We start from the raw sequence: 17,643 nt of genomic DNA, 5'->3' as shown, positions 1-17,643 counted from the left end.
GGGTATGAGGTGAAGCTATGTTAAACCGCGAGCTCGAAGTCACCCTCAATCTTGCCTTCAAGGAGGCTCGTTCGAAGCGTCATGAATTCATGACCGTCGAACACCTGCTGCTGGCACTTTTGGACAATGAAGCTGCCGCCACCGTGTTGCGTGCGTGCGGCGCCAACCTCGATAAACTCAAGCATGATCTGCAGGAGTTCATCGACTCCACCACGCCACTGATTCCCGTGCATGACGAGGATCGCGAAACCCAGCCAACCCTGGGGTTCCAGCGGGTGTTGCAGCGTGCCGTGTTCCACGTACAGAGCTCCGGTAAGCGTGAAGTCACAGGCGCCAATGTGCTTGTGGCGATTTTCAGCGAGCAGGAAAGCCAGGCCGTGTTTCTGCTCAAGCAGCAGAGCGTTGCCCGTATCGATGTCGTCAACTACATTGCCCACGGTATCTCCAAGGTGCCCGGGCACGGCGATCATTCCGAAGGTGAGCAGGATATGCAGGACGACGAGGGCGGTGAGTCTTCTTCTTCAAGCAATCCGCTGGACGCCTATGCCAGCAATCTCAATGAGCTGGCGCGCCAGGGGCGGATTGATCCGCTGGTGGGGCGTGAGCTGGAGGTTGAGCGTGTCGCGCAGATCCTGGCGCGTCGTCGCAAGAACAACCCATTGCTGGTGGGCGAGGCGGGCGTGGGTAAAACCGCGATTGCCGAAGGCCTGGCCAAGCGCATCGTCGACAACCAGGTGCCGGACCTGCTGGCCAGCAGTGTCGTCTACTCGCTTGATCTGGGCGCGTTGCTCGCCGGGACCAAGTACCGTGGCGACTTCGAGAAGCGCTTCAAGGCGCTGCTCGGCGAATTGAAAAAACGCCCGCAGGCGATCCTGTTTATCGATGAAATCCACACGATCATTGGCGCCGGTGCGGCATCCGGTGGGGTGATGGACGCTTCCAACCTGCTCAAGCCATTGCTGTCGTCGGGCGACATCCGTTGCATCGGCTCGACTACGTTTCAGGAATTTCGCGGCATCTTCGAAAAAGACCGTGCCCTGGCGCGTCGCTTCCAGAAGGTCGATGTGTCCGAACCGTCCGTTGAAGACACTATCGGCATTCTGCGCGGGCTCAAGGGGCGCTTTGAAGCGCACCATGGCATCGAGTACACCGATGAGGCCCTGCGTGCCGCCGCAGAGCTGGCGTCGCGCTACATCAATGATCGTCATATGCCTGACAAGGCCATCGACGTGATTGACGAGGCGGGTGCCTATCAGCGCCTGCAGCCGGTCGAGAAGCGTGTGAAACGCATCGATGTGCAGCAGGTCGAGGACATCGTGGCGAAGATCGCGCGGATTCCGCCTAAACACGTCAACAGCTCCGACAAGGAACTGCTGCGTAACCTGGAGCGTGACCTGAAGCTGACCGTGTTCGGCCAGGATGCGGCCATCGATGCGCTGTCCACCGCGATCAAGTTGTCGCGCGCGGGCCTCAAGTCGCCGGACAAGCCCGTCGGTTCGTTCCTGTTCGCCGGCCCGACCGGCGTCGGCAAGACCGAGGCCGCGCGGCAGTTGGCCAAGGCCATGGGGATCGAGCTGGTACGCTTCGACATGTCCGAGTACATGGAGCGCCACACTGTGTCGCGCCTGATCGGTGCGCCTCCGGGCTATGTCGGTTTCGACCAGGGCGGTCTGTTGACCGAAGCGATCACCAAGCAACCGCATTGCGTATTGCTGCTCGATGAAATCGAGAAGGCTCACCCGGAAGTCTTCAATCTGCTGTTGCAGGTGATGGATCACGGGACCCTGACCGACAACAACGGGCGCAAGGCGGACTTCCGCAACGTGATCGTGATCATGACCACCAACGCCGGTGCCGAAACCGCCGCGCGGGCTTCGATCGGCTTTGCGCATCAGGATCACTCTTCCGATGCGATGGAAGTAATCAAGAAGAGCTTCACGCCAGAGTTCCGCAACCGTCTGGACACCATTATCCAGTTTGGTCGCCTCAGTCATGAGGTCATCAAGAGCGTGGTGGACAAGTTCCTTACCGAGCTTCAGGCGCAGTTGGAAGACAAGCGCGTGCAGCTGGACGTAACCGACGCGGCGCGCAACTGGCTGGCAGAGGGTGGTTACGACGCGGCAATGGGCGCTCGTCCGATGGCGCGTCTGATCCAGGACAAGATCAAGCGGCCGCTGGCCGAAGAGATCCTGTTTGGCGAACTGTCCGACCATGGTGGCGTGGTGCATATCGATCTGAAGGACGGCGAGCTGACCTTCGAGTTCGAAACCACGGCTGAAATGGCCTGATAGCTAACCGCAACAAAGCAAAAGGCGCCGAGAGGCGCCTTTTTGCTGCCTTGGAATACGGTCATCAAAACAATCACATATCAATGTGGGAAGGGTGTTGCATACATAAATGGCGCACACAAAAACGCCCGGCATAACCGGGCGTCTTGTATTGACTTGCTTAGCGAGCGCGGTAAGTGATGCGCCCTTTGCTCAAGTCATAGGGCGTCAGCTCGACGCGCACTTTGTCACCGGTAAGAATACGAATGTAGTTCTTGCGCATCTTGCCGGAGATATGCGCGGTTACGACGTGCCCATTTTCCAACTCCACACGAAACATGGTGTTGGGCAGGGTGTCGACGACAGTGCCTTCCATTTCGAAGCTGTCTTCTTTCGACATGCAGTAAAGCCCTCGGTATCCAGTGAATGGCCCGGTGCAACTGCGCCAGGCAAAAGCGGCGTGCATTGTGCCCGAAAAAGGGTGTTTAAGCCAAGGGGTTCTAGTTAAGCACGACCCATCTTTGATTAATCAGCAGTTCAATCGGCCGATATTGGGTCTTGTAGCTCATCTTTTTGCAGTTTTTTATCCAGTAGCCGAGGTACACGGCCTCCAGTTCCTGGCGCAGTGCTTCGCCGATTTGCCAGAGGATCGCGAAACGTCCCAGGCTGCGGCGTTCTTCGTCGGGGTCATAGAAGGTGTAGACGGCCGATAGGCCATTGGGCAGTAAATCGGTCACGGCGACGGCCAGCAGGCGGCCGTCCGCACGAAACTCATAAAAGCGCGAAAAGGGCAGGTCGCGCACCAGGAAGGTGGAGAATTGGTCGCGGCTGGGCGGGAACATATCGCCGTCGGCGTGGCGTTGCTCGATGTAGCGCTGGTAAAGGTCGAAATATTCTTCGGTAAACCGCGGCTTGCTCGCAGTGACCGTCAGGTCGGCGTTGCGTTTAAAGATGCGCTTCTGGTTGCGGTCCGGCAGAAACTGCGCCACGGGGATGCGGGCTGGCACGCAGGCATTGCAGTTCTGGCAATGGGGCCGGTACAGATGATCGCCGCTGCGCCGAAAGCCCATTTCCGAAAGGTCGGCATACACATGCACGTCCATCGGCTGGCTGGGATCGAGGAACAGCGTGGTGGCCTGCTCATCGGGCAGATAGCTGCAAGAGTGGGCTTGAGTGGCATAAAACTTCAAGCGCGCCAGCTCGGTCATGATCAACCCTCGGGATAAGCTTTGAAATAAGTGTAAGCCAGGTACGCGCAAGTCGCTTAAGAAACCCACGGTCCAGCGGTGGGCTGATCCAAATGCTCTTGCAGCAAGCCTGCGAATTCGCTGCGGGGAATGGCGCGGGCGCCCAGGCTGTGCAGGTGGTCGTTGGGCATCTGGCAGTCGATCAGGACAAAACCCCAGGCCTTCAATTGGCCGACCAGCGTGGCAAAGCCGAATTTCGACGCGTTGTCGGCGCGGCTGAACATCGATTCGCCAAAGAACAATCGACCCATTGCCAGGCCATACAAGCCGCCCACCAGCCTGTCGTCGTCCCATACCTCTACCGAATGGGCGTAGCCGCGCTTGTGCAGCTCCAGGTAGGCGTTCTGGATGCCTTCGGTGATCCAGGTGCCGTCGGCGTAGGCGCGGGGCGCGGCGCAGGCCAGGATGACGGCGGCGAAATCCTGATCGAACGTGACCCTGTAACGCTGTTGGCGCAACAGTTTGCCCAAGCTGCGTGACACGTGCAATTCGTCGGGAAAGATCACTGTGCGCGGGTCGGGCGACCACCAGAGGATCGGCTGGCCCTGCGAGAACCATGGAAAACAGCCGTGGCGATAGGCTTGCACCAGTCGCTCGGCCGACAGGTCGCCGCCGGCGGCGAGCAGCCCGTTGGGTTCGCGCATGGCTTTGGCCAGCGGCGGGAAGGTCAATGAATCGCGTTGCAACCAGGTCAGCATCGGCATCCAGGCTTGTGGGAAGGGGAGGGGAGTGGCAGGGATGACACCTGCGTTCAAGCTGTGATTATTGTCGACGCGGCGCTCTGGGGCCAGCCCGAACAGGGCGTTAACGTCGCTGGGCATTTCTGCAACTCTAGGCTGGGGGTGTGGTCGTAATCGGGTCTGCCCCATGCAGGCCATTTGCCAAGCTGCTCTGGATTGGTAAAAACCACGCATAAGCCTTTGTCAGCAAAGACAATGCATGCTCAAATTGAACATGTTGTGACACTTGGGTTTAGCCGGCTGCGCGGTGACAGGCAGGGGCGTGGCATCGCAGACACAAACCCGTACAATGCGGCCTGTGTGGCGTTATCGCCATTTCATCGTTCAAGCGCTGAGTGTTAAAAGTAGATTCAACGCCGTTCGTTCATTTTTCAGCTGCTCGGATTGGGCAGTGTGTGCAGTCATTCAATAGATGGACGCGCCAAAGGCGCAGGAAAAGACCCGTTTTGAAGAAATCCACCGCAACACCCAAAGCAGCAGTTGTGCCGGCCTGGCGTCAGCACCTGCATTATCGACTCAAGGAAGGCGCGCTGATCGCCATCGGCGCACTGTGCCTGTTCCTGATGATGGCATTGTTGACGTACGGCAAGGACGATCCAGGCTGGAGCCACAACAGCAAGATCGATGACGTGCAGAACTTCGGAGGGCCTGTAGGCTCCTACAGCGCCGATATCCTGTTCATGGTGCTGGGTTACTTCGCCTATATCTTCCCGTTGTTGCTGGCGATCAAGACCTGGCAGATTTTCCGCCAGCGTCACGAGCCGTGGCAGTGGAGCGGCTGGCTGTTTTCCTGGCGCCTGATCGGTCTGGTGTTCCTGGTGCTGTCCGGTGCGGCGCTGGCCCATATTCATTTCCATGCACCCACCGGTCTGCCGGCGGGTGCGGGCGGGGCGCTGGGTGAAAGCCTTGGCGACCTGGCGCGCAAGACCCTGAATATCCAGGGCAGCACCCTGATGTTCATCGCACTGTTCCTGTTCGGCCTTACGGTATTCACCGACTTGTCGTGGTTCAAGGTGATGGACGTGACCGGCAAGATCACCCTCGACCTGCTGGAGTTGTTCCAGGGCGCGGCCAACCGTTGGTGGGCGGCCCGTGTCGAGCGCAAGCGCATGGTCGCCCAATTGCGCGAGGTCGATACCCGCGTCAACGAGGTCGTGGCTCCGAGCACGCCGGATCGCCGTGAGCAGGCCAAGGTCAAGGAGCGCCTGATCGAACGCGAGCAGGCCCTGAGCAAGCACATGTCGGACCGCGAGAAGCAGCTGCCGCCGGTGATCGCGCCCGCGCCACCCAAAGCGCCCGAGCCGAGCCATCGCGTGCAGAAAGAGAAACAGGCGCCGCTGTTCATCGACAGCGCGGTCGAAGGCACCTTGCCGCCGATCTCGATTCTTGACCCGGCCGAAAAGAAACAACTCAACTATTCGCCGGAATCCCTGGCTGCCGTCGGCCATCTGCTGGAAATCAAGCTCAAGGAATTCGGCGTCGAAGTGTCGGTGGACTCGATCCACCCCGGCCCGGTGATTACCCGCTACGAAATCCAGCCGGCTGCCGGTGTGAAAGTCAGCCGCATTTCCAACCTCGCCAAGGACTTGGCCCGCTCCCTGGCCGTGACCAGCGTGCGTGTGGTGGAAGTGATCCCCGGCAAGACCACCGTGGGTATCGAGATTCCCAACGAAGACCGCCAGATCGTGCGCTTCTCGGAGGTGCTGTCGACGCCGGAATACGACAACTTCAAATCGCCGGTCACCCTGGCTCTGGGCCACGACATCGGCGGCAAGCCGGTCATCACCGACCTGGCGAAGATGCCCCATCTGCTGGTGGCCGGTACCACCGGTTCGGGTAAGTCGGTGGGCGTGAACGCGATGATTCTGTCGATCCTGTTCAAGTCCGGCCCGGAAGACGCCAAGCTGATCATGATTGACCCGAAGATGCTCGAACTGTCGATCTACGAAGGCATTCCGCACCTGCTGTGCCCGGTGGTCACCGACATGAAGGACGCCGCCAACGCCCTGCGCTGGAGCGTCGCCGAGATGGAGCGCCGCTACAAGCTGATGGCGAAGATGGGCGTGCGAAACCTCTCGGGCTTCAATGCCAAGGTCAAGGAAGCCCAGGACGCCGGCACGCCGCTGACCGATCCTTTGTACAAGCGCGAAAGCATCCACGACGAAGCGCCGCTGCTGAGCAAGCTGCCGACCATCGTAGTGGTGGTCGACGAATTCGCCGACATGATGATGATCGTCGGCAAGAAGGTTGAAGAGCTGATCGCGCGTATCGCCCAGAAGGCACGTGCGGCCGGTATCCACTTGATCCTGGCGACCCAGCGTCCGTCGGTGGATGTGATCACCGGCCTGATCAAGGCGAACATCCCGACACGCATGGCGTTCCAGGTATCGAGCAAGATCGACTCGCGGACCATCATCGACCAGGGTGGAGCCGAACAGTTGCTGGGCCATGGCGACATGCTCTACATGCCGCCCGGCACCAGCCTGCCGATTCGTGTTCACGGCGCCTTTGTTTCCGACGATGAAGTCCACCGCGTGGTGGAAGCCTGGAAACTGCGCGGCGCGCCGGAATACAACGACGATATCCTCGCAGGCGTAGAAGAGGCCGGCAGTGGTTTTGACGGCGGCAGCAGCGGTGGCGACGATGACGCCGAGACCGACGCGCTGTACGACGAAGCCGTGGCCTTTGTGCTGGAAAGCCGCCGCGCCTCGATTTCTGCGGTGCAGCGCAAGCTCAAGATCGGTTACAACCGCGCGGCCCGTATGATCGAAGCCATGGAAATGGCCGGCGTCGTCACTGCAATGAATACCAACGGCTCGCGTGAAATCATTGCCCCCGGGCAGATGCGCGACTGATCCCGTGCCGCGTGGCAGCACGCGGCGCGCCCTGACTACTCAACGAGGACTCCCATGCGCTTTATCCGCATGCTGTTGTTGCCGGCATTGGCCCTGACCGCTGTTTCGGCTCACGCCGACCCGGCTTCCGTCGCCAGCCTGAAGAACCTGTTGGACAAATCCCAGACTCTGACCGCACGTTTCTCCCAGCTCACCCTGGATGCCGGTGGCACCCAGTTGCAGGAAACCGCGGGTGAGATGGCCGTGCAGCGCCCAGGGCTGTTCTACTGGCACACTGAAGGCAAGGCCGAACAGACCATCGTTTCCGATGGCCAGAAGGTTACGCTGTGGGACCCGGACCTGGAGCAGGCGACCATCAAGAAGCTCGACCCGCGCCTGAACCAGACCCCGGCATTGCTGCTGTCGGGCGATGTGTCGAAAATCAACGACAGCTTCGACATCACCTCCAAGCAAACCAGCAACGTGATCGAGTTCACCCTCAAACCCAAATCCAAGGACACGCTGTTTGACACATTGTCCCTGTCGTTCGGCAACGGCGTGATCAATAACATGCGCCTGGTCGACAGTGTCGGCCAGCGCACCGATATCCTGTTCAGCGGGGTCAAGGCCAACCAGCCGGTGCCTGCGTCCAAGTTCAAGTTCGACATCCCCAAGGGTGCCGACGTGATCCAGGAATAAACTGCCCAGAGGTTTCAAACGCTGCCCATGGACCTGTTTCGAAGTGACCCGATTGCCCAGCCATTGGCCGCGCGTTTGCGTTCGACCAACCTGGATGAGTACGTCGGTCAGGAACACCTGCTCGCTCGCGGCAAGCCTCTGCGCGAAGCGCTGGAGCAGGGTGCGCTGCACTCGATGATTTTCTGGGGGCCGCCGGGGGTGGGTAAAACCACCCTGGCGCGCCTGCTGGCGAAAGTCTCGGATGCGCACTTCGAAACGGTGTCGGCGGTGCTGGCCGGGGTCAAGGAGATCCGCCAGGCGGTCGAGGTGGCCAAGCAGCAGGCCGGGCAGTACGGCAAGCGCACCATTCTGTTTGTCGACGAAGTGCACCGTTTCAACAAGTCGCAGCAGGATGCGTTCCTGCCGTATGTCGAGGACGGCACGCTGATCTTTATCGGTGCCACCACCGAAAACCCTTCTTTCGAACTGAACAACGCCTTGCTCTCGCGGGCGCGTGTCTACGTGCTCAAGAGCCTCGATGAAGCCGCGATGCAAAAGCTGCTGCACCGCGCCTTGAGCGAAGACAAGGGGTTGGGCAAGCGCCAGTTGAGTGTCAGCGAGGAAGGTTTCAAGATCCTGCTGACCGCCGCCGACGGTGATGGGCGACGCTTTCTCAACCTGCTGGAGAACGCGTCCGACCTTGCCGAGGACGGCGGCGAGATTGGCGTCGACCTGCTGCAAAGCCTGCTCGGTGATACACGCCGTCGCTTCGATAAAGGCGGCGAAGCGTTCTACGACCAGATCTCGGCACTGCACAAATCCGTACGCGGTTCCAACCCGGACGGTGCGCTGTACTGGTTTGCGCGGATGATCGACGGCGGTTGCGACCCGCTGTACCTGGCGCGCCGCGTGGTGCGCATGGCCAGCGAAGACATCGGCAACGCCGACCCGCGCGCACTGAGCCTGTGCCTCGCCGCCTGGGACGTGCAGGAGCGCCTCGGCAGCCCCGAAGGCGAGTTGGCGGTGGCCCAGGCCATCACTTATCTGGCCTGCGCGCCAAAAAGCAACGCGGTGTACATGGGCTTCAAGTCGGCCCTGCGTGCGGCGGCCGAACACGGCTCCCTCGAAGTGCCGATGCACCTGCGCAATGCGCCGACCAAACTGATGAAACAACTGGGCTACGGTGATGAATACCGCTACGCCCACGATGAACCGGATGCCTATGCCGCCGGTGAAGACTACTTCCCCGATGAGCTTGAGCCGTTGCCGCTCTACCAGCCGGTGCCCCGTGGCCTTGAGCTGAAGATCGGCGAGAAGCTCAATCATCTGGCCGCACTCGATCGTTTAAGTCCCAGACAGCGGAGAAAATCATGATTCCCTTGGTGGCCGCCGTCTCGGCGGGTGGTATCGCGGGTACACTGCTGCGCTTTGCGACGGGTAATTGGATCAACGCGAATTGGCCCAAGCACTTCTATAGCGCGACGCTGGCCGTTAATATCGTGGGCTGCCTGTTGATCGGCGTTTTATATGGCCTGTTCCTGGTGCGTCCCGAAGTACCGATTGAGGTGCGCGCCGGGCTGATGGTTGGCTTTCTTGGCGGCCTGACGACCTTTTCATCCTTTTCACTGGATACCGTACGCCTGCTGGAAAGCGGGCAAGTGCCGCTGGCGATTGGCTACGCTGCCATCAGTGTATTCGGCGGGCTGCTCGCCACCTGGGCCGGCCTGTCCTTGACCAAACTTTGATAAACGAGAGACCGACATGCTCGATTCCAAACTGTTACGTAGCAACCTTCAGGACGTAGCGGACCGCCTGGCATCCCGTGGCTTTGCCTTGGATGTTGCGCGCATCGAAGCGCTGGAAGAACAGCGCAAGACCGTCCAGACCCGCACCGAAGCACTGCAGGCTGAGCGTAATGCGCGTTCCAAATCCATTGGTCAGGCCAAGCAGCGTGGCGAAGACATCGCGCCGTTGATGGCGGACGTCGAGCGCATGGGCACCGAGCTGTCCGACGGCAAGGTCGAGCTGGACAAGATCCAGTCCGAGCTGGATTCGATCCTGCTGGGCATCCCCAACATTCCACACGAGTCCGTGCCGATTGGCGCAGACGAAGACGGCAACGTCGAAGTGCGCCGCTGGGGCACGCCAAAAGCCTTTGATTTCGAGATCAAGGACCATGTTGCCCTGGGCGAATTGACCGGCGGCCTGGATTTTGAAACCGCCGCGAAAATGTCCGGCGCACGTTTTGCCCTGCTGCGTGGCCCGATTGCGCGCATGCACCGTGCCCTGGCCCAGTTCATGATCAACCTGCACACCGCCGAACACGGTTACGAAGAGGCTTACACCCCGTACCTGGTGCAGGCGCCGGCGCTGGTGGGCACCAGCCAGTTGCCGAAGTTCGAAGAGGACCTGTTCAAGATCAGCCGCGATGGCGAAGCTGACCTGTACCTGATCCCGACGGCCGAAGTGTCGCTGACCAATATCGTCGCCGGCGAAATCCTCGACGCCAAGCAACTGCCGATCAAGTTCGTCGCTCACAGCCCGTGCTTTCGCAGTGAAGCCGGTGCGTCGGGGCGTGACACTCGCGGCATGATCCGCCAGCACCAGTTCGATAAAGTCGAGATGGTCCAGGTGGTCGAGCCGTCGACCTCCATGCAGGCCCTTGAAGGCCTGACCGCCAACGCCGAACGCGTCCTGCAATTGCTGGAGCTGCCGTACCGCGTACTGTCACTGTGCACCGGCGACATGGGGTTCAGCGCGGTGAAGACCTACGATCTGGAAGTGTGGGTGCCGAGCCAGGACAAGTACCGCGAAATTTCGTCGTGCTCCAACTGCGGCGATTTCCAGGCCCGTCGCATGCAGGCGCGTTTCCGCAACCCGGAGACCGGCAAGCCGGAACTGGTACACACCCTTAACGGCTCCGGCCTGGCGGTAGGCCGTACCCTGGTCGCGGTGCTCGAAAACTACCAGCAGGCCGACGGTTCGATTCGCGTGCCTGAAGTGCTCAAGCCTTACATGGCAGGCGTTGAGGTCATCCGCTAAATGGAATTTCTGCCGCTGTTTCATAACCTGCGCGGCAGCCGTGTGCTGGTGGTCGGTGGCGGGGAAATTGCCTTGCGCAAATCCCGGCTGCTGGCCGACGCCGGCGCCGTGCTGCGGGTGGTGGCGCCCCAGATCGAAGACCAACTGCGTGCATTGGTGCTGGGCAGTGGCGGGGAACTGATTTTGCGCGGTTATCAGGAGGCCGACCTCGACGGCTGCACCCTGGTCATCGCCGCGACCGACGACGAGCCCCTGAATGCGCAAGTGTCCAGTGACGCCAAGCGTCGCTGCGTGCCGGTCAATGTGGTGGATGCGCCGGCCCTGTGCAGCGTGATCTTCCCGGCGATTGTCGACCGCTCGCCCTTGGTGATTGCCGTGTCCAGTGGCGGCGATGCGCCGGTGCTGGCACGCCTGATCCGCGCCAAGCTGGAAACCTGGATTCCATCCACCTACGGTCAATTGGCCGGGTTGGCGGCGCGCTTTCGTGCCCAGGTCAAAGGTTTGTACCCGGATGTGCAGCAGCGCCGTGCGTTCTGGGAAGAAGTGTTCCAGGGCCCGATTGCCGACCGCCAGTTGGCCGGGCAAGGCGATGAGGCCGAGCGCCTGTTGATCGACAAGGTCAACGGTGCACCGCCGCATGCGCCGGGTGAAGTCTACCTGGTGGGCGCAGGCCCCGGTGATCCGGACCTGCTGACCTTCCGCGCGCTGCGCCTGATGCAGCAAGCGGACGTGGTGTTGTACGACCGTCTGGTAGCGCCGGCGATTCTTGAACTGTGCCGTCGCGATGCCGAGCGTGTATACGTCGGCAAGCGTCGCGCAGACCATGCCGTGCCGCAGGACCAGATCAACCAGCAACTGGTGGACCTGGCCAGGCAGGGTAAGCGCGTACTGCGCCTCAAGGGTGGCGACCCGTTCATTTTTGGACGGGGCGGCGAAGAGATCGAGGAGCTGGCGGCCCATGGCATCCCGTTCCAGGTGGTGCCGGGCATTACCGCCGCCAGTGGCTGCGCGGCGTATGCCGGGATTCCGCTGACCCACCGTGACTATGCACAGTCGGTACGCTTTATCACCGGTCACCTGAAGAACGGTACCTCGGATCTGCCTTGGCGGGACTTGGTCGGGCCCTCGCAGACGCTGGTGTTCTACATGGGCTTGATCGGCTTGCCGATCATCTGTGAGCAGTTGATCAGGCATGGGCGCGCCGCCGATACCCCGGCGGCATTGATCCAGCAGGGCACCACGTCCAACCAGCGCGTGTTCACCGGCACCCTGGCGGACTTGCCACGCATGGTGGCGGAGCATGAAGTGCATGCGCCGACACTGGTGATCGTGGGTGAGGTGGTGGTATTGCGCGAGAAACTGAAGTGGTTTGAAGGCGCTCAGTCCCAGGTGTGAGGCTTAAAAAGCATCGGGAGCAAGCCCCCTCCCACATTTGGAACGCATTCCAAGTGTGGGAGGGGCTTGCTCCCGATGCGGCCATTCATCACACCCTGTTTTTTGGATCAGCTCCAAACTCCTGAGCCCACCAACCGCGCCCGATCATGCTTGCCCTCAAACCGCTGCAACGGCCCTTTCGGCACAATCGCCGTCGGATTGATCGTGCGATGGCTGGCGTAGTAATGCCCCTTGATGTGCTCGAAATCCACCGTCTCGGCCACGCCCGGCCACTGATACATTTCCCGCAACCAGTTCGACAGGTTCGAATAATCCGCGATCCGCCGCAGATTGCATTTGAAGTGGCTGTAATACACCGCATCAAAGCGAATCAGCGTGGTAAACAAGCGCACGTCCGCCTCGGTCAGGTATTCGCCGGCCAGGTAGCGATGGCCGCCCAAGTGCTGTTCCAGATGATCCAACTCGGCAAACACATCATCAAACGCGCGTTCATACGCTTGCTGCGATGTGGCGAAGCCTGCGCGGTACACGCCGTTGTTCACGGCCGGGTAGATGCGCTCGTTCAGTGCATCAACGGTTGCGCGCAGCGGCTCGGGGTAGAAATCCAGGGTGTTGCCGGTCAGCCCGTTGAATGCGCTGTTGAACATGCGAATGATCTCCGCCGATTCATTGCTCACAATGCGCTTGAGCTGCTTGTCCCACAGCACGGGCACGGTGACGCGGCCGGTGTAGTCGTCGGTGTCGGCGGTGTAGCGCTGGTGCATGTAGGTAAAGTCGTCGAGGGCATCGCCGGTCGAGCCGTGAGCCTTGTCGAAGGTCCAGCCGTTTTCCAGCATCAGCCAACTGACCACGGATACGTCGATCAGGCTTTCCAGGCCCTTGAGCTTGCGCATGATCAACGTGCGATGAGCCCAGGGGCAAGCCAGGGACACATAGAGGTGATAACGACCGGCCTCAGCCTTGAAACCGCCTTCACCGCTCGGGCCAGGCTGGCCGTCGGCGGTCACCCAGTGGCGGCGCTGCGCCTGTTCGCGCTGGAAAGCGCCATCTGCGCTACTTTCGTACCACTGGTCTTTCCAGTGTCCTTCGATCAGCAAACCCATGACTGGCTCCTCAACTAATAAGCATTGGAGCCCAGTCTAAAGGGATGAGTTCGAACTAAAAGCGCAAAGACTGCGGGTGAATGATCGATTAAATCGATTTGTCCCGCGCGTCCCAGTACTGCTGGGCCAATGCGAATGCCTGTTCGCGCGAATGGCCGAGGCCGCGCAAGGCCAGGGCCATAGTGGCGATCAGCGCCAGTTGTGGGTAGCTGTCCTCGACGTCGCCACGCCATAGCGCTTTCAAATGTTCGGGGTCCAGTGTCGCCGGTTTGACATGGCGCTGGGCGGAGAGGGCGGGCCATTCTTCGTCCCAGCTTGCACCGCCGGTGGTGCCGTAGAGGTGGCTCGCGGTGTCCGGGTTGATCTCGATTTCGCCGCCGTCGCCCTTCACCACAATCACGTTATCGCCCAGTAGGCCGCTGGCGTCGCGGTGCACGCCCTGGTAACCCGGGTGGAAAATGCTCTGCAGGCCGCAACGCGCATTCAGCGGGTTGAGCAGGCGCGCCAGCGAGTGGATCGGTGAGCGCAGGCCCAGGGTGTTGCGCAGGTCGATCATGCGCTGCAGTTGCGGCGCCCAGTCGCCCAGCGGAATAAACGCCAGGTTGCCGTGCTCATAGGCCGTTTCGACTTGCTGCCAGTTGCGGCACAGCGGAATCTGCAAGGCGTCGAGCAACTGCTCGGTGTACAGCCGGCCCGCCGTGTGCGCGCCGCCGCCGTGCATGAGGATGCGCACGCCGTTCTGGGCCAGGCACTTGGCCGCCAGCAGGAACCACGGCAGGTGACGTTTTTTACCGGCATAGGTGGGCCAGTCGACATCGACATTCAGTGCCGGCGCGCTCAGGCGTTCGCGCACGGCTTCGGTGAAACCGGCGAGTTCTTCCGGGCTTTCTTCCTTGTGCCGCAGCAGCATCAGGAAGGCGCCGAGCTGGGTGTCTTCGACTTTTTCATCGAGCAGCATGCCCATGGCTTCACGCGCTTCCTCGCGGGTGAGGTTGCGCGCGCCGCGCTTGCCTTTGCCCAGGATGCGCACGAACTGTGCAAACGGATGCTCGGTCGGGGTTTCGAGAGTCAGCGGGGCATAGTCGGTCATAAGCAATTCGTCGGCCTGGGCAGGCCCGCCAGCTTGGCGGCGAGTTTGGCGGGAGTGCCGTTGAACAGTTTGTTGAGGTGCAGGCTGTTGCCTTTTTCCGGGCCCAGCTTCAAGGCGGTGTATTTGATCAGTGGGCGCGTAGCCGGGGACAGCTGGAACTCGGCGTAGAACCCGCGCAGCAGTTCAAGGATCTGCCAGTGATCCGCGGTCAATTCCAGGTCTTCGGCGGCGGCCAGGGCGTTGGCGACCTCGGTGGACCAGTCATTCAGGTCGACCAGGTAGCCGTCCTTGTCCAGTTCCAGGGTGCGCTCGCCGACGGTGAGGGTGTTCATAGCCAGGTGTTGACCTTGTCGTAGTCGATCGACAGTTGCACGAAACCTGGGTAATCCACGCTGTCGGCCCAGTCGGGTAGCGGCAGATTGCGCGCCTGCATGTCTTCGGCCAGTACGAACACCTTCACGCCTCGGGTTTGCAGGGCCGCACTGTGCAGGCCGTAGGCGCCGTCGCCGCAGAGCAGGATCGCGTCCTCGCTGCCGCAGATACGCAGGCAGCTGTCGAGGCGGCTATCGGTAAACGGGGAATGAGACAGCACATGTAAAGTCGACATCAGAGGGTAATCACCTGGTCGTAACGGTCAATCAGCTCGCCAATCGCTTCGCTGCTCAGCGGCTGGGCGCTTGCCGGCGGGACGAGCCCGCGTTCGGCCAGGCTGTGGCGGCAGGCGAACACCTCTTCGACGCCGAACAGCTCCAGCGCCTGCAGGTTGGCGCTCAGGTCTTTTTGCTGCACGGCCTTGGCGTTCTGGTTTGGCATCAGTTGGAACACGCCATCGTCCATGAACAGCAGGCCGATGGGCAGATCAAACGCGCCACCGGCCAGCACGATATCCAGCGCCTCGCGCGCGCTCGGCCCGGACCACGGGGCCTGGCGGCTGATCATCAATAGGGATTTGGACATGTCAGGGCCCTCCAAAACAGATCAAGCGGTCGGCAGCCTGGATCGCATCATGCAACTGCCCCAGGCCCGACAGCGCCCACGGCGCGTCGACGTTGACCGCGCTGCGTTGATAGCGCGTGGCCTCTTCGCTGTTGAGCACGCCACGGCGCAAGGCGGCGGCGATGCACACCACGGCGTCAAGCTGGTGCCGGCTGACGAACTCACGCCATTGGCGAGCGATGTCTTGCTCATCCTGGGGCGCAACGATGCTGTTGGACGCGCTGTAGACGCCATCCTGATAAAAAAACAGCCGCACAATCTCGTGTCCACCGGCCAGCGCCGCTTGGGCGAACAGCAAGGCGCGGCGCGAGGAGGGCGCGTGGGCGGCGGAATACAGGGCAATCGCGAACTTCATGGAACACTCGGCAAGCAAACGTGGGTCAATGATAAAGCCGCCGCCGCGAAAAAGCCCGCCGCGATCAAAACGGTCACACGGGATGAGCGTTCTGGCGATTGCCGGTAGGCGCAAGGCTGCCTAGTCTGTGGGTATTCGAAATCCAAATGGAGTCTCCATGTCAGGTCCCTTGGCGTCCCTCAAAGTCCTGGATTTTTCCACCTTGCTGCCCGGCCCGTTTGCCTCTCTGATGCTGGCGGACATGGGCGCCGAGGTGCTGCGGATCGAGTCGCCCACGCGCATGGACCTGCTGCGCATGCTGGCGCCCCACGACCGGGGTACCTCGGCGAGCCATGCCTACCTCAACCGCAATAAGCGCAGCCTGGCGCTGGATCTCAAGCAGCCTGAAGCGCTGGAGATCGTGCGAGCGCTGGTCACGGACTACGACATTGTGCTCGAACAGTTTCGCCCTGGGGTGATGGAGCGCCTGGGCCTGGGGTACGAGGCATTGAAGGCGATCAATCCAGGGTTGATCTATGTGTCGATCACCGGCTACGGCCAGACCGGCCCCTATAAGGACCGTGCCGGTCACGATATCAACTACCTGGCCCTGGCGGGGCTGGCCAGCTATACGGGGCGCAGGGACAGCGGGCCGTTGCCGTTGGGCGTGCAACTGGCCGATGTTGGCGGCGGCTCGTTGCATGCGGTGGTGGGGCTGCTGGCGGCGGTGATCGCACGGCAGCAGAGCGGGGTGGGGCAATACCTGGATGTGAGCATGACGGACTGCTCATTCAGCCTCAACGCCATGGCCGGTGCGGGTTACCTGGCGTGCGGGGTGGAGCCTGGGTGGGAAAGCCACGCGCTCAATGGAGGGAGTTTCTACGACTACTACCGGTCCCGCGATGGACGGTGGATGTCGGTCGGCAGCCTGGAGCCGGCGTTTATGCAGCAGTTATGCATGGCATTAGGGCGACCGGAGCTGGCGGCACTGGGCTTGAACCCCGAGCATCAGCCAGCGCTGAAACAGGCGCTGCAGGTTGAATTCGAGAAGCGCAGCTTTGACGAACTGTGTGCGCTGTTTGCCGAGCTGGATGCGTGTGTCGAGCCAGTGTTGAGTTTTGCCGAGGCACTGGAACATCCGCAATTGAAGACGCGCGAATTGGTGAGCCAAGTACCCCGGGGCGATGGCTCGACACAGGCGCAACTGGCCTGCCCGCTGAAGTTTTCCGAGGGGCTGCCGGCGCCCCGGCATATGGGTGTCGTGGTGGGCGCCCACAGTGATGAGGTGTTGGCGGAGTTGGGGCTGAGTGCTCAGCGCATAGCGCAACTGCGGCACGCCAAGGTGGTTGCATAACTGATCCGACTTGCCCCCGATGAGGCCCTTACTCCACCCGGGTTTCCCCGGTAAACACCAAGGTCTGCCGACACCGCCTGCACAAATACCGCCGCCCCTGGCCCACCATCCCATGACGCTGCGGCGAGAATGGAAAGTCGCTGTCGGCACACGGGCAACGGTAGATGTAGCGGGTCACCTGGCGACGCTTCACCGCATAGGTGTGGCAACGGTCCGGCGGCAGTTCGTAAACCCCACGCATGATCAATTGCCATTCCTCGCCATGGGGCTGGATACGTTCGCCAAACAATTGATGGGCGATCAGGTGCGCCACTTCGTGGGCCACGGTCTGCTTCAGAAAATGTTGGCTGTTTTCACGGTACAGCTGGGGGTTGAAGCGCAGCAGGTTCTCGTGCAAATGCGCGACACCGGCTTTCTGGCCCCGCAGCTTGAGGCTGACCTGGGGGCGTTTGAAGCTTCGTTTGAAAAAGGATTCGGCTTGCAGGAAACACTCTTCGACGCGGGTATTGAGTTGCTCGGACATGCTGTACATCTCTCCAGAGCCGCCCAGTATGCCGCAAAGC

The 17,643-nt window shown here is 61.2% G+C and carries 18 protein-coding genes; 8 read left to right on the top strand and 10 right to left on the bottom strand.

What is annotated here, in order from left to right; genetic code table 11:
* Nucleotides 1-17: 17 nt before the first annotated feature.
* Nucleotides 18-2,288 (top strand): ATP-dependent Clp protease ATP-binding subunit ClpA, encoded by a 2,271-nt coding sequence (clpA, locus tag PSH66_RS18310; protein ID WP_078733691.1) that lies wholly within the window; start codon nucleotides 18-20, stop codon nucleotides 2,286-2,288.
* Nucleotides 2,289-2,448: 160 nt separating this feature from the next.
* On the opposite strand, the gene infA is transcribed toward clpA, so the two are convergent.
* The 3 genes from infA to aat form a co-directional block, all read right to left on the bottom strand.
* Nucleotides 2,449-2,667 carry a translation initiation factor IF-1 gene (gene infA, locus PSH66_RS18305; RefSeq protein ID WP_002553999.1) on the bottom strand — a complete coding sequence of 73 codons (219 nt, stop codon included), beginning with the start codon at nucleotides 2,665-2,667 and terminating at the stop codon, nucleotides 2,449-2,451.
* Between the two features lie 100 nt (nucleotides 2,668-2,767).
* On the bottom strand, nucleotides 2,768-3,475 hold the full coding sequence (locus PSH66_RS18300) for an arginyltransferase (protein WP_003174703.1): 708 nt from the start codon (nucleotides 3,473-3,475) through the stop codon (nucleotides 2,768-2,770).
* Between the two features lie 56 nt (nucleotides 3,476-3,531).
* On the bottom strand, nucleotides 3,532-4,212 hold the full coding sequence (gene aat / locus PSH66_RS18295) for a leucyl/phenylalanyl-tRNA--protein transferase (protein WP_305429630.1): 681 nt from the start codon (nucleotides 4,210-4,212) through the stop codon (nucleotides 3,532-3,534).
* Nucleotides 4,213-4,700: 488 nt separating this feature from the next.
* On the opposite strand from aat, the gene ftsK reads away from it, so the two are divergent.
* From ftsK to cysG, 6 genes are read left to right on the top strand one after another with little or no spacing between them, the layout of a single operon-like run.
* Nucleotides 4,701-7,109, top strand: a complete 2,409-nt coding sequence (gene ftsK, locus PSH66_RS18290) for a DNA translocase FtsK (RefSeq protein WP_078825196.1) — start codon at nucleotides 4,701-4,703, stop codon at nucleotides 7,107-7,109.
* A gap of 54 nt (nucleotides 7,110-7,163) precedes the next feature.
* Nucleotides 7,164-7,787: an outer membrane lipoprotein chaperone LolA gene (gene lolA, locus PSH66_RS18285; RefSeq protein WP_003174700.1), complete on the top strand. Its 624-nt coding sequence runs from the start codon at nucleotides 7,164-7,166 to the stop codon at nucleotides 7,785-7,787.
* Nucleotides 7,788-7,814: 27 nt separating this feature from the next.
* Nucleotides 7,815-9,140 carry a replication-associated recombination protein A gene (locus tag PSH66_RS18280; RefSeq protein WP_003174699.1) on the top strand — a complete coding sequence of 442 codons (1,326 nt, stop codon included), beginning with the start codon at nucleotides 7,815-7,817 and terminating at the stop codon, nucleotides 9,138-9,140.
* Entirely contained in the window at nucleotides 9,137-9,511 is a 375-nt protein-coding gene (gene crcB / locus PSH66_RS18275) for a fluoride efflux transporter CrcB (RefSeq protein ID WP_003174698.1), read from the top strand. The genes PSH66_RS18280 and crcB overlap by 4 nt, the downstream gene beginning before the upstream one ends.
* A 16-nt stretch (nucleotides 9,512-9,527) precedes the next feature.
* Nucleotides 9,528-10,808 carry a serine--tRNA ligase gene (gene serS, locus PSH66_RS18270; protein ID WP_003174697.1) on the top strand — a complete coding sequence of 427 codons (1,281 nt, stop codon included), beginning with the start codon at nucleotides 9,528-9,530 and terminating at the stop codon, nucleotides 10,806-10,808.
* Nucleotides 10,809-12,203, top strand: a complete 1,395-nt coding sequence (cysG, locus tag PSH66_RS18265; protein WP_305427402.1) for a siroheme synthase CysG — start codon at nucleotides 10,809-10,811, stop codon at nucleotides 12,201-12,203.
* Nucleotides 12,204-12,310: 107 nt separating this feature from the next.
* Here cysG and PSH66_RS18260 read toward each other — a convergent pair whose 3' ends face one another.
* From PSH66_RS18260 to tusD, 6 genes are all read right to left on the bottom strand, one after another.
* Entirely contained in the window at nucleotides 12,311-13,306 is a 996-nt protein-coding gene (locus PSH66_RS18260) for a glutathione S-transferase family protein (RefSeq protein ID WP_003174695.1), read from the bottom strand.
* An 88-nt stretch (nucleotides 13,307-13,394) separates the two neighbouring features.
* Nucleotides 13,395-14,396, bottom strand: a complete 1,002-nt coding sequence (locus tag PSH66_RS18255) for a glycosyl transferase family protein (RefSeq protein ID WP_305427401.1) — start codon at nucleotides 14,394-14,396, stop codon at nucleotides 13,395-13,397.
* Nucleotides 14,393-14,728 carry a TusE/DsrC/DsvC family sulfur relay protein gene (locus PSH66_RS18250; RefSeq protein WP_003174693.1) on the bottom strand — a complete coding sequence of 112 codons (336 nt, stop codon included), beginning with the start codon at nucleotides 14,726-14,728 and terminating at the stop codon, nucleotides 14,393-14,395. Before PSH66_RS18250 ends, PSH66_RS18255 begins: the two co-directional genes overlap by 4 nt.
* Nucleotides 14,725-15,003 (bottom strand): sulfurtransferase complex subunit TusB, encoded by a 279-nt coding sequence (gene tusB / locus PSH66_RS18245; protein ID WP_042944924.1) that lies wholly within the window; start codon nucleotides 15,001-15,003, stop codon nucleotides 14,725-14,727. The genes PSH66_RS18250 and tusB overlap by 4 nt, the downstream gene beginning before the upstream one ends.
* The gene (gene tusC, locus PSH66_RS18240) at nucleotides 15,003-15,353 is read right to left on the bottom strand and encodes a sulfurtransferase complex subunit TusC (RefSeq protein ID WP_003174691.1); all 351 of its coding nucleotides are present in this window, start codon (nucleotides 15,351-15,353) and stop codon (nucleotides 15,003-15,005) included. Before tusC ends, tusB begins: the two co-directional genes overlap by 1 nt.
* Before the next feature lies 1 nt (nucleotide 15,354).
* Nucleotides 15,355-15,747, bottom strand: a complete 393-nt coding sequence (tusD, locus tag PSH66_RS18235) for a sulfurtransferase complex subunit TusD (RefSeq protein WP_042944922.1) — start codon at nucleotides 15,745-15,747, stop codon at nucleotides 15,355-15,357.
* A 157-nt stretch (nucleotides 15,748-15,904) separates the two neighbouring features.
* On the opposite strand from tusD, the gene PSH66_RS18230 reads away from it, so the two are divergent.
* Nucleotides 15,905-17,080 carry a CaiB/BaiF CoA-transferase family protein gene (locus tag PSH66_RS18230; RefSeq protein WP_141064401.1) on the top strand — a complete coding sequence of 392 codons (1,176 nt, stop codon included), beginning with the start codon at nucleotides 15,905-15,907 and terminating at the stop codon, nucleotides 17,078-17,080.
* A gap of 28 nt (nucleotides 17,081-17,108) precedes the next feature.
* On the opposite strand, the gene PSH66_RS18225 is transcribed toward PSH66_RS18230, so the two are convergent.
* Nucleotides 17,109-17,603 carry a SprT family zinc-dependent metalloprotease gene (locus PSH66_RS18225; RefSeq protein WP_003174688.1) on the bottom strand — a complete coding sequence of 165 codons (495 nt, stop codon included), beginning with the start codon at nucleotides 17,601-17,603 and terminating at the stop codon, nucleotides 17,109-17,111.
* Nucleotides 17,604-17,643: the final 40 nt, after the last annotated feature.

The sequence above is a fragment of the Pseudomonas sp. FP597 genome, assembly GCF_030687435.1.
GTDB lineage: Bacteria > Pseudomonadota > Gammaproteobacteria > Pseudomonadales > Pseudomonadaceae > Aquipseudomonas > Aquipseudomonas lactucae.
The sequence above is the reverse complement of the archived record's forward strand: the minus strand, read 5'-3'. Positions and strand labels throughout refer to the sequence as shown.

Coding starts and splice junctions, on each gene's coding strand:
- PSH66_RS18260 (WP_003174695.1), bottom strand. CDS start 13,306: ATGGGTTTGCTGATCGAAGGACACTGGAAAGACCAGTGGTACGAAAGT.
- PSH66_RS18230 (WP_141064401.1), top strand. CDS start 15,905: ATGTCAGGTCCCTTGGCGTCCCTCAAAGTCCTGGATTTTTCCACCTTG.
- cysG (WP_305427402.1), top strand. CDS start 10,809: ATGGAATTTCTGCCGCTGTTTCATAACCTGCGCGGCAGCCGTGTGCTG.
- tusB (WP_042944924.1), bottom strand. CDS start 15,003: ATGTCGACTTTACATGTGCTGTCTCATTCCCCGTTTACCGATAGCCGC.
- crcB (WP_003174698.1), top strand. CDS start 9,137: ATGATTCCCTTGGTGGCCGCCGTCTCGGCGGGTGGTATCGCGGGTACA.
- PSH66_RS18255 (WP_305427401.1), bottom strand. CDS start 14,396: ATGACCGACTATGCCCCGCTGACTCTCGAAACCCCGACCGAGCATCCG.
- serS (WP_003174697.1), top strand. CDS start 9,528: ATGCTCGATTCCAAACTGTTACGTAGCAACCTTCAGGACGTAGCGGAC.
- PSH66_RS18225 (WP_003174688.1), bottom strand. CDS start 17,603: ATGTCCGAGCAACTCAATACCCGCGTCGAAGAGTGTTTCCTGCAAGCC.
- lolA (WP_003174700.1), top strand. CDS start 7,164: ATGCGCTTTATCCGCATGCTGTTGTTGCCGGCATTGGCCCTGACCGCT.
- infA (WP_002553999.1), bottom strand. CDS start 2,667: ATGTCGAAAGAAGACAGCTTCGAAATGGAAGGCACTGTCGTCGACACC.
- PSH66_RS18280 (WP_003174699.1), top strand. CDS start 7,815: ATGGACCTGTTTCGAAGTGACCCGATTGCCCAGCCATTGGCCGCGCGT.
- aat (WP_305429630.1), bottom strand. CDS start 4,212: ATGCTGACCTGGTTGCAACGCGATTCATTGACCTTCCCGCCGCTGGCC.
- PSH66_RS18300 (WP_003174703.1), bottom strand. CDS start 3,475: ATGACCGAGCTGGCGCGCTTGAAGTTTTATGCCACTCAAGCCCACTCT.
- clpA (WP_078733691.1), top strand. CDS start 18: ATGTTAAACCGCGAGCTCGAAGTCACCCTCAATCTTGCCTTCAAGGAG.
- tusD (WP_042944922.1), bottom strand. CDS start 15,747: ATGAAGTTCGCGATTGCCCTGTATTCCGCCGCCCACGCGCCCTCCTCG.
- tusC (WP_003174691.1), bottom strand. CDS start 15,353: ATGTCCAAATCCCTATTGATGATCAGCCGCCAGGCCCCGTGGTCCGGG.
- PSH66_RS18250 (WP_003174693.1), bottom strand. CDS start 14,728: ATGAACACCCTCACCGTCGGCGAGCGCACCCTGGAACTGGACAAGGAC.